The sequence below is a fragment of the Mucilaginibacter sp. genome, from assembly GCF_028288105.1.
Taxonomy (GTDB): Bacteria; Bacteroidota; Bacteroidia; order Sphingobacteriales; family Sphingobacteriaceae; genus Mucilaginibacter.
In genome coordinates this window covers 1-9,936 of sequence record NZ_JAQBOI010000132.1, presented here as the reverse complement: position 1 = coordinate 9,936, position 9,936 = coordinate 1, and the positions used below count along the sequence as shown (strand labels likewise).

Genomic DNA, 9,936 nt, shown 5'->3' with positions numbered 1-9,936 from the left:
ACAGCCGAGAATATCAACGGCATCAACTTCATCGCTCAAAAGGTTGAATTACCAAATGCCGATGCGATCAAGAACCTGGCTTATAACCTAAAAGATATTGTTCCAAACCTATTCCTGGTACTGGCTGCCAATATTAACGGCAAACCAAGCCTAACGGTAATGATAGACGAGACTTTGGTGAAAGAGAAAGGCCTGCACGCAGGTAACATTGTTAAAGAGCTTGCCAAAGAAGTTAAAGGCGGTGGCGGTGGCCAGCCGTTCTTCGCTACAGCGGGCGGCAGCGATGTAAGCGGTATTGATAATGCCTTAGCAAAAGCAAAAAGCTTTTTATAAGTATAATGCTTATACCACTATAACAAGAAAGACCGCTCATAAAGCGGTCTTTCTTGTTTATATTAAAGCTTCAATTAGTGTTTGCCGTGGCCTTTTCCGCCGCCATGGCCTTTACCATTGCCATTGTTCCCTTTAACTTTTACATACTTTACTTTATTATGTGCATTGTAAGAATTACCGCGCACTATCATCTTTTTGTTTGACCCCTTATATTTGGCATACCTAACGCGGTCGGTTTCAAAATATGTATAAGCCCTTGGCCTGTTCACAGCAACCTTATAACCGTTGTCAATCCGGTAGCTGCTGTATCTTGAAGGTAACGAGTTTCTCCAAACCCAGCGGCCGCCGTCTAAATAAACAAACTGCCTTTTGGGCGCATAGTAATAGCTTTCTACATCGGGCAGGTAATAATATTCAACATCTGAATATTCTGCGGGAGGTGTCCAGTTGCCAATATTTAGATTAACACTTATTTGTGCTTTGGCCGGGTTAACAGATGCCGCAAGTATAAAAAGACTTGCAAACAATCCTAAAATTAATTTTTTCATAGTTTCTTCAAATAAAATTTAAGTGTGTATTATAACATACAAGCTATAGACATATAACTTCTATAAATGTTTAATATCTAAATAATATAGTGGCCTATAAAAAGAAAGGCCGCTTGTAAAGCAGTCCTTCTTTTTTTATAAATATATTATCAAATTATGATTAATGATGGCCTTTACCGCCACCGTGGCCTTTGTTACCCCCGCCACCACCATGGCCTTGTGGCCTTGCATGTGATTGGCGATTAACATGGCTAACCGTTCTCACGCTAGTATGCGATGGTCTGTTTACAACCCGGGTACGGTTCACAGCCCTTGTGTGTGGCCTGTTCACGTAATGGGTGCGATTAACTACTCTTGTATGGGGCCTGTTAACATAGTGCGTACGATTAACAACCCTTGTTCGTGGGCTGTAATAACGATCGCGGACTATCACATTTTTTACACCCCTGTAACGTGCATAATGTACGCGGTCGTTACGGTAATAACGGTATGCCCTTGGGCGATAAACCGCTACTTTGTAGCCGTCGTTAATATTATAATAACTGTAACGCGGCGGCAACGAACGTCTGAAAACCCATTGCCCACCTGATAAGTATACATATTGATGGGTAGGAACGTAGTAATAACTATCCACATCAGGTAAATAATAGTAATTAGCATCAGCGTATTCTGCAGGCGGATTCCAGATGCCAACATTAAGGTTAACACTTACCTGGGCCTTGGTTTGGGTAACAGATGCTGCAAGTATAAAGCAACTTGCCAGCATCCCTAAGATCAATTTTTTCATGGTATCTTCTATATTATGTTTCTGCATAGGCAAAATGCATGCCCTTATTTAAACAGACGGGCCTTTTAACGGAAGGTTTAATAAAAAGATTTGCACATTACATGCCATACCCCGGAATGGCACATAGTGCAATTGAATATTGCTTTTAAAAAATAGCTATGAAAAATAACATATAACGTTATATTTGGCATGTTTGATCAATGCTGAATAACAGCTGAATATACGATATGGCAGTTCTACAAAGCGGCGTGAGTGATAAGTACGAGTTGGTTGTTGGATTAGAAGTACACGCGCAATTATCTACTTTAAGTAAAGCATTTTCATCAGATTCGGCCGCTTTTGGCGCCGAGCCTAATCATAATGTGAGTCCGGTTTCGCTGGGGCATCCCGGCACATTGCCGCGCATCAACAAAAAAATGGTTGAATATGCGGTAAAAATGGGTTTGGCTTGTAATTGCGCAATCAATCTGCAAAATACATTTGCCCGTAAAAATTATTTTTATGCCGACTTGCCAAAGGGTTACCAAACCACGCAAGATCAGCAGCCCATATGCCTTGGCGGTAATGTTACCGTAAAGCTGGCCGATGGTATATCAAAAAATATAGCTATCCATCACATCCACATGGAAGATGATGCGGGCAAAAGCTCACACGATCAACACGATAATTATTCCCTTATAGACCTGAACAGGGCAGGGGTACCACTAATAGAAATTGTATCAGAACCAGATCTGCGCAGTGCCGAAGAGGCCGGGCAGTTCCTGACCGAGATCCGCCGTTTATTGCGTTACCTTGATATTTGCGATGGCAACATGGAGGAAGGCAGTATGCGTTGCGATGCCAACATATCTGTGCGCTTAAAAGGTGCTGCAGCTTATGGCAACCGCTGTGAGGTGAAGAACCTGAACTCTATCCGTAATGTGCAGCGTGCCATTGAGCATGAATTTGCCCGCCAGATAGAGGTTATTGAGAACGGTGGCCATATAGATCAAAACACGTTAAACTTTAATGCCGATACCGGCGAAACATCAGTACTGCGATCTAAAGAAATGGCGAATGATTACCGCTACTTCCCCGAGCCTGATCTGATGCCTGTACAATTGAACGAAGCTTACCTTGCAGATATCCGCAGTAATATGCCGGCCCTGCCGAACGAACTTTTTGAAAAGTACACTACAAAGCTTGGCCTGTCTGATTATGATGCCGGTGTTATTATAGCCGATAAAGAATTTGCCGCCTACTTTGAAGAACTGATAAAGTATACCAATAACTACAAATCGGCAGCAAACTGGGTAATGGGCTCGGTGCGGTCGTATGTTAACGATAACAGCATCGGCATTGGCGATATAGGCATAAAGCCGCAAAACCTGGCCGGGTTAATAAAGCTGGTAGATGATGGCAAGGTAAATAACTCGGTAGCAGCTCAAAAGCTGTTCCCTGTTTTGGTGAAAGATGCCAACAAAACAGCCGAAGGATTGGCCAAAGAACTGAACTTGCTTATTAGTGAAGATACAAGCGAGGTTGAAGGGTTTATCCGTGCGGCATTAGCTAAATATCCCGACAAGGTAATAGAATACCAAAAGGGTAAAAAGGGCGTTTTAGGCTTGTTCATGGGCGAGGTAATGAAACTTTCGAAAGGAAAAATAGATCCGCAGAAAACCAACCAGCTTTTAATAAAAGAATTAGAATCTAAATAAGATATGAAAAATCGTATTGTTACCTGCCTCGCATTTTTGGCAGTGTTTTTTATTGCATCGTGCAAAGAATCTACCACATTCAGTATATCGGGCAAGTTGGATAATCCCGGAAGCATTAAAAAGGTGTACCTGCTGGCAGCAGATAGCAACCAGGTAAGTATTGTTGATTCAACTACACTTAGCGCTAACAACGATTTTCAGTTTAAACACTCTACCCCTTATACTAACCTATATAAATTACGTATTGGCGGCAATATATATGATATAGTCGCCAAAAATGGTGATGAAATAACTTTCAAAACCGACATTTCAAATCTGAATCACGACTATGAGATAAGTGGCTCTGAAGCATCCGAAAAAATAAAAGAGTTTAATAAGATAAGTAACCTCTACGGTGGTAAAAACAGTAAACTATCTGATGAGTACACCGCAAAGTCGGCAGCGTTGGGTAAAGAATCTGATTCATTGCTTAAGGTTTATATGCCACAGTTTCAGAAAAACATTGCCGATTACAGCGTTGAGGTATTAAAGTTTGTAGACCAGAACAAGAAATCGCTTGCAGGTTTCTACGCGGCAACATCCCTTGATCAGTATAAATACGAACAGCAATTAGTTGCTTATGCAGATGATATTAAGGACGATTTTAAAGATAACCCTGCTGTACAAACTTTTTTAAAGCAAATGGCTGCTGCAAAACCAATATCAGTAGGCCATAAAGCACCCGATTTTACAATTGCAAGTATTGATGGCAAGCAGGTTAAGTTATCAGATTATAGAGGCAAATATGTAATGCTCGATTTTTGGGCATCGTGGTGCGGCCCATGCAGGCAGGAAAACCCCAACGTGGTTAAACAGTACAAACTATATAAAGATAAAGGCTTTAATATCTTAGGGATATCATTGGATACGGAGAAAAAAGACTGGCAGCAAGCTGTTAATGCCGATGGTTTAAGCTGGGCGCATGTATCTGATCTGCAAAGGTTTGAAGGCCCAACAGAGCGGCTGTATCGTATAGAGGCTATACCCTCAAACTTTATACTTGACCCACAAGGAGTTATCGTTGCAAAAAATGTTACAGGGGCTGATCTTGAAGAATTTTTAAAGAAAACATTTAAATAACCTCAATTAAAGGTTAACTTATGGTGGTATTTAACAATTTGTTAATATTGACTTAACCATAAGCTTCTATTAAGCTTATACTTTTATGCAAAATTAAATATACATGAGTACAAGTAAACAAAAAATATTAATTGTTGACGATGAACCGGATATTTTAGAGCTGATAGAGTATAATCTAAAAAAAGAAGGTTACCAGGTATATTCTGCCCGTAACGGACAGGAAGCAGTTGCCGAAGCTAAAAGAACCCAACCCGATCTTATCGTTTTAGATATAATGATGCCCAAAATGGATGGCATAGAGGCTTGCCGTATTATGCGTACCATGCCCGAGTTTAAGAACACCTTTATGGTTTTTCTTACAGCCCGCAGCGAAGAGTACTCGGAAATTGCCGGCTTTAACGTTGGTGCGGACGATTATATAGCAAAACCAATAAAGCCCCGTGCTTTGGTTAGCCGTATTAACGCCATCCTTCGCCGTAATACACCACCAGAAGAGGTTACCGATAACAAATTAGAAATTGGCGACCTGGTGATTGACCGTGAGGCATACCTGGTTTATAAAAAAGGTGTTAAGGTAGTATTAGCTAAAAAAGAATTTGAACTTTTATACCTGTTGGCCTCAAAACCCGGTAAAGTATACACCCGCGAGGTGATATTAAAAAACATTTGGGAAGACTCGGTAGTAGTTACCAACCGCACAATTGACGTACACGTACGCAAACTGCGCGAAAAACTTGGCGACGATTGCGTATCTACCGTAAAAGGAGTAGGCTACAAATTTGAAGCATAACAAAAAAGGCCCCGATTGATCGGGGCCTTTTTTGTTATGCAGCACTTTAATTATTTAGCGTTAGTAGTTTTCTTTTTTGCTGTTGCTGCAGGTTTTGCAGCTGCGGCTTTAGGTGTGGCTGCTTTCTTAACAGCGGCAACTTCTGTTTTAGCTTTGTTGGTAACAGTTTTTGCCTTGGTTGCAGCCTTTGCTTTAACAGCGGTGACTGTTTTTTTTGCGGCGGCTGTGGTAGTTTTAGCTTTATCGGTAACGGTTTTTGCTTTTGTAGCGGCCTTTTCTTTAATATTGGCCACTTCTTTTTTAGCCTTATCCGTAGTAGCAGCAACCTTTTTGGCGACTGATGCTTTTTCGGCCGTAGCTTTTTTTGCAACTGTTGTTTTTTGGGAAGATACCTTTTCCTTTAGATCGTCAATTTTGTCTTCCGCTTTTTCTTTCAGGTCTTCGGCGGTTTCTTTGGTGCCTTCCCAAAATTCTTCAATGGTTTCTTTCATCTTTTCAAAGAAGCCTTTTTCTTCAGGTTGTGTTTTATTTTTGCTCATGGTGTTTTATTTAGGTGGATGATAGTTAGCTATTTAACATAAGCGAATAAAATTTGTTTTAGAGCCGCATCCCGGCCCTCTCCAAAGAGAGGGAGGAAGAGGGATATTTTCAAGTCCTCTGCTTTGGAGAGGATTTAGGTGAGGCCATACCGCAATTAATTTAATTAACCGTATTTTTGCCGGCTATGAAGTTTCCAAAGTTTGCCGACCTGATACTGTTTGAGGATGATGATATAATTGTGGTGAATAAACCGCCATTTATCAGTTCGTTGGATGAGCGTGAGGGCGGCGAGATCAATATGCTGCGCCTGGCTAAGCAATACACCGATGATGCACAGATATGCCACCGCCTGGATAAAGAAACCTCAGGCGCGCTTATAATAGCCAAAAACCCCGAAGCTTATCGCACTGTATCTATGCAGTTTGAGAAACGCAAGGTGAAGAAAGTTTACCATGCAATTATTGATGGTACACATGTTTTTGAGAGCTTGCTGATCGATCTCCCTATACTTAATGTAGGTAAAGGCAACGTAACCATAAGCCGCCAGGAAGGCAAACGTGCCGAAACCTGGTTTCAGTCGTTAAAATACTTTAAGCATTATACATTGGTAGAGTGCCGCCCGGTTACAGGCCGCATGCATCAGATCCGTATTCACCTGGCTACACAGCGTGCATCAATAGCCGGAGATGAAATGTACAAAGGTCAGCCTGTGTTTCTTTCCAAGATCAAGCGTAAATACATTTTGGGTAAGGATCAGGAAGAACTTCCAATTATGAAACGTTTTGCCCTGCACGCCTATGAGGTAAGCTTTAAGTTGCCATCGGGTAATGATATAACTGTTCACGCCCCATATCCTAAAGATTTTGAAACCTTATTGAAATTGCTGGAGAAGTTTGACAGTTAATTAAGTTTCTTGCTTAATATTGTCTGCTGGGTGTAAAAATATTAATAACCAAATGTTTGTTTTTACGCTTTCCTAATGTAAATTTATAAGAAAAACTATGCATGTTTAAAAAGCTTTGTATTAATATAGCTTTTATTTTCCTGATTACAAGTACATTGCATGCCACACAAATAAGCATTCAACAAGATACGCTTATTAATATAATTCAGCAGGAAGATAGGCTGACACAGCAAAAACGGCTAATAAAGTATATTAAGAGCTATTTTCAGAATGCACAACTGACCCAAACAGTTGCTGGTAAGGATACTATTCAGTTTTTGTTTACAAAATACAATTTGCCAGACAAAGAGGCTTTCAGCTACTTTGCCGAAAGTATTTACTTGAATAAAAACCGCGATCTAAAGAACGCCGAAGTATATATGTTAAAGGCTATACAGATGGCCCGGAAAAATAACGACCATTATTTACTGTATCAATTCTTAAGTCATTTAAGTTTTATAAAAACCGACGAAGGCGATTTTACAGGTGCGATATATAACTATCGTATGGCTAAAAAGGAAGCATTGATGATGGAGGATAATTTACTGCAAATTTTATTGGATGTAAATATTTCAGATTTGTACTATAAATCAGGTTTTTACAATCAATCTATCAACTATCTGGATCAGGCAGAGGCGCTGTTACAAACAGAAACCCCATTGAGAAAGGAGCAACTTACGGCGATAATCTTATATAATAAATCTGAGAATTTTTTTCGGATGAAAAACTATGATTCATTAAAGATATATCATAAGAAGTTACAAGCCCTAAATAGTAAATCGTACAAAATACATACCTATCGGTTACGCACAGGCTATTATCTCAGTTTACTTAAACAGGATTATACGACAGCTATAAAGCAAATAAAAGATTTAAAAGAGAATCAGAAATACGTACCCAGCGATTTAGATGATCAACATTTAGCCGATGCCTATTTCAAGAACGGGCAACTGGATTCCGCAAAACAGTTCGTGGATAAACTGCTTGCCAATACAACTGATAATAATCACCCCGAAATCCGGTTTCATTTATATGAGTTGCTGGCACAAATTGCCGAGAAGAAAGGTAATACCAAGCTGGCAGCAGACAACTTTAAACTGGCTTTAAAAGAATCGCAGGAGAATAATTTAAGAATAACCCAGGTGGGCAACATTTCATCGCAGATGAAAATTGATGAAACTGAAAATTCCTACATTCAACGTACCGAGGCTTATAAGCGCGAGCGGCTTTGGCTAATCTTTATGGTGCTTGTAGCGGCCTTAAGCATTGTTGCCATAGCGCTGATATACCGTAACGTTAAACAGAAAAGGCATTATGAAAAGCTGCTATTTGCCGCCAAGAGAGAAGAACTGGCCTTTATCAACTCGCACGAGGTTAGAAAATACCTGACCAATATTTTGGGTATTATGGATATCTTAAAACATAGCGATAATAAGCTGGAAGAATATGAACAGTTAGAACCTCATCTGTATAAATCAGCATCATTGCTTGATGAATCTATCAAAAACATATCAGAAAAGCTTAATGACGAATAGGTAGAGAGCACTTACTCTATTATTACCATATTCTCTATTATTACCATATTTTAGAATTTAAACTCCTTAATCATTGCTGATCAGTGTTGTTTCGCGTGCGATGATATCTGCAATACTTGTTTCCGATAATATCCTCAGCGAAGCATCACGCACTTCAATAAATACATCGCGTATGCCACAGGTGTGTTCCTGGTGGCATTCATCACAACGATGATAAAAGTTAAGGCTTGCACAGGGAACCATGGCTATTGGCCCATCGGTTATACGCATAATGTTAACCAGGAAAATTTCTTTGGGGTCTTTATTAAGGCTGTAACCGCCGCCCGCACCTTTTTTGCTGTATAAGAAACCAGCGTTCCGCAAATCGAGCAATATTTGCTCCAGGAACTTTTTAGGGATTTTTTCCAGCTCGGCAATTCTTGAGATCTGCATAGGCGGCTTGTCCATGTTTTTTCCCATGACCACCAGCGCCTTTATCGCGTATTTAGTTTTTTTGGATAGCATCTATAAATATAGTGCACAAAGTTACATAAACAAATTTGTACGACATAATATGCAGACATAGTATTTATGTTACATTCTTATCTGAATGGCCGAGGTTTTTTTCGGGACATACCACATCTCGTATCAGTTGTTTCAGCTCTTTTATTTCGGGGAAACGACCTTGTTCCTTACGGTCGAACACCACAACCTCATCTATCCGGATACTATACTTGCCAGCTGTTTCGCTGGGTTGCAGCGTTACCCCATAAATGTCATCACTAAAAGTGCTTAGCAGTTCCTGCGCCATATAGGCCGCCCTAAGCATCCAGTTGCATTTTGGGCAATATTCAATGGTGATAGTAGCTTTCATACGAGTGTTGTGTAACAAATTCAATTCATTATGTCAAACAGACACAATAAATTGCATGGTGAATAATTTTTACTAATTTCATCATTCAAACACCAATCAATTATAAAACATATTTCATGAAAAAAATAACATTTTTTCTGCTGGTACAATTCACCTGTATGGCAGCCTTTGCACAAACAGGCAAGCAGGTAAAAATTGAAAACGGTATTGTTGAAAGCGTAACAGAGAAATCGGGAGTAAATAGCTTTAAGGGTATCCCTTTTGCACAGCCGCCTATTGGCGAATTACGCTGGAAAGAACCACAGCCGGTTAATAGCTGGACGGGTGTGCGTAGATGTGATGCATTTGGTTATAACCCCATGCAAAAAAATGTTTTTGGAGATATGAAATTTCGCTCGCCGGGTATGAGTGAAGACTGCCTGTACCTGAATGTTTGGGTGCCTGCAAAGCCATCTAAAACCAAATTGCCTGTATTGGTTTATTTTTACGGAGGTGGATTTGTTGCAGGTGATGGTTCTGAAGAACGTTACGATGGCGAAAGCATGGCTAAAAGGGGCATAATCGCCTTAACGGTAAACTATCGCCTTGGTGTATTTGGTTTTATGGCCCATCCCGAATTGACTAAAGAATCTCCGCACCATGCATCAGGTAATTATGGATTGCTTGACCAGACGGCTGCCCTGCGCTGGGTACAAAAAAATATTGCAGCCTTCGGCGGTGACCCCAATAGGGTGACCATTGCGGGCGAATCTGCAGGCTCTATAGCGGTATCGGCACAAATGGTATCGCCA

General features: G+C 40.4%; 12 protein-coding genes. 7 read left to right on the top strand and 5 right to left on the bottom strand.

Annotated features, from left to right (window positions below; all coding sequences use genetic code 11):
* Positions 1–333 (top strand): DHHA1 domain-containing protein (locus tag JWQ85_RS09180; RefSeq protein WP_299467163.1); only part of this gene is annotated, 333 nt, incomplete at its 5' end.
* A 74-nt stretch (positions 334–407) separates the two neighbouring features.
* On the opposite strand, the gene JWQ85_RS09175 is transcribed toward JWQ85_RS09180, so the two are convergent.
* Positions 408–881, bottom strand: a complete 474-nt coding sequence (locus tag JWQ85_RS09175; protein WP_299467161.1) for a hypothetical protein — start codon at positions 879–881, stop codon at positions 408–410.
* 160 nt (positions 882–1,041) lie between these two features.
* Complete coding sequence (locus tag JWQ85_RS09170; RefSeq protein ID WP_299467159.1) at positions 1,042–1,695, bottom strand: hypothetical protein; 654 nt, start codon at positions 1,693–1,695, stop codon at positions 1,042–1,044.
* A 200-nt stretch (positions 1,696–1,895) separates the two neighbouring features.
* Here JWQ85_RS09170 and gatB point away from each other — a divergent pair, with 200 nt between their 5' ends.
* The 3 genes from gatB to JWQ85_RS09155 all read left to right on the top strand — a co-directional run bounded on the left by gatB (position 1,896) and on the right by JWQ85_RS09155 (position 5,274).
* Entirely contained in the window at positions 1,896–3,365 is a 1,470-nt protein-coding gene (gatB, locus tag JWQ85_RS09165; RefSeq protein WP_299467157.1) for an Asp-tRNA(Asn)/Glu-tRNA(Gln) amidotransferase subunit GatB, read from the top strand.
* Between the two features lie 3 nt (positions 3,366–3,368).
* Entirely contained in the window at positions 3,369–4,484 is a 1,116-nt protein-coding gene (locus tag JWQ85_RS09160) for a redoxin domain-containing protein (RefSeq protein WP_299467155.1), read from the top strand.
* A 103-nt stretch (positions 4,485–4,587) separates the two neighbouring features.
* Complete coding sequence (locus tag JWQ85_RS09155) at positions 4,588–5,274, top strand: response regulator transcription factor (protein ID WP_299467153.1); 687 nt, start codon at positions 4,588–4,590, stop codon at positions 5,272–5,274.
* A 50-nt stretch (positions 5,275–5,324) separates the two neighbouring features.
* Here JWQ85_RS09155 and JWQ85_RS09150 read toward each other — a convergent pair whose 3' ends face one another.
* Positions 5,325–5,813: a hypothetical protein gene (locus JWQ85_RS09150; RefSeq protein ID WP_299467152.1), complete on the bottom strand. Its 489-nt coding sequence runs from the start codon at positions 5,811–5,813 to the stop codon at positions 5,325–5,327.
* 185 nt (positions 5,814–5,998) lie between these two features.
* Between JWQ85_RS09150 and JWQ85_RS09145 the strand changes: the two genes are divergently transcribed.
* Both JWQ85_RS09145 and JWQ85_RS09140 read left to right on the top strand, forming a co-directional pair.
* Entirely contained in the window at positions 5,999–6,718 is a 720-nt protein-coding gene (locus tag JWQ85_RS09145; protein WP_299467150.1) for an RluA family pseudouridine synthase, read from the top strand.
* 101 nt (positions 6,719–6,819) lie between these two features.
* Entirely contained in the window at positions 6,820–8,292 is a 1,473-nt protein-coding gene (locus JWQ85_RS09140) for a hypothetical protein (protein ID WP_299467148.1), read from the top strand.
* Between the two features lie 66 nt (positions 8,293–8,358).
* Here JWQ85_RS09140 and JWQ85_RS09135 read toward each other — a convergent pair whose 3' ends face one another.
* Complete coding sequence (locus JWQ85_RS09135) at positions 8,359–8,796, bottom strand: Rrf2 family transcriptional regulator (RefSeq protein WP_299467146.1); 438 nt, start codon at positions 8,794–8,796, stop codon at positions 8,359–8,361.
* 64 nt (positions 8,797–8,860) lie between these two features.
* Complete coding sequence (locus tag JWQ85_RS09130; RefSeq protein WP_299467144.1) at positions 8,861–9,145, bottom strand: SelT/SelW/SelH family protein; 285 nt, start codon at positions 9,143–9,145, stop codon at positions 8,861–8,863.
* A gap of 116 nt (positions 9,146–9,261) precedes the next feature.
* Between JWQ85_RS09130 and JWQ85_RS09125 the strand changes: the two genes are divergently transcribed.
* A partial coding sequence (locus JWQ85_RS09125; protein WP_299467142.1) for a carboxylesterase family protein occupies positions 9,262–9,936 on the top strand: 675 nt, incomplete at its 3' end.

What these genes read in the sequence shown, in the direction of transcription:
- JWQ85_RS09175 (WP_299467161.1), bottom strand. Translation starts at nt 881, where the DNA reads ATGAAAAAATTAATTTTAGGATTGTTTGCAAGTCTTTTTATACTTGCG.
- JWQ85_RS09170 (WP_299467159.1), bottom strand. Translation starts at nt 1,695, where the DNA reads ATGCAGAAACATAATATAGAAGATACCATGAAAAAATTGATCTTAGGG.
- gatB (WP_299467157.1), top strand. Translation starts at nt 1,896, where the DNA reads ATGGCAGTTCTACAAAGCGGCGTGAGTGATAAGTACGAGTTGGTTGTT.
- JWQ85_RS09160 (WP_299467155.1), top strand. Translation starts at nt 3,369, where the DNA reads ATGAAAAATCGTATTGTTACCTGCCTCGCATTTTTGGCAGTGTTTTTT.
- JWQ85_RS09155 (WP_299467153.1), top strand. Translation starts at nt 4,588, where the DNA reads ATGAGTACAAGTAAACAAAAAATATTAATTGTTGACGATGAACCGGAT.
- JWQ85_RS09150 (WP_299467152.1), bottom strand. Translation starts at nt 5,813, where the DNA reads ATGAGCAAAAATAAAACACAACCTGAAGAAAAAGGCTTCTTTGAAAAG.
- JWQ85_RS09145 (WP_299467150.1), top strand. Translation starts at nt 5,999, where the DNA reads ATGAAGTTTCCAAAGTTTGCCGACCTGATACTGTTTGAGGATGATGAT.
- JWQ85_RS09140 (WP_299467148.1), top strand. Translation starts at nt 6,820, where the DNA reads ATGTTTAAAAAGCTTTGTATTAATATAGCTTTTATTTTCCTGATTACA.
- JWQ85_RS09135 (WP_299467146.1), bottom strand. Translation starts at nt 8,796, where the DNA reads ATGCTATCCAAAAAAACTAAATACGCGATAAAGGCGCTGGTGGTCATG.
- JWQ85_RS09130 (WP_299467144.1), bottom strand. Translation starts at nt 9,145, where the DNA reads ATGAAAGCTACTATCACCATTGAATATTGCCCAAAATGCAACTGGATG.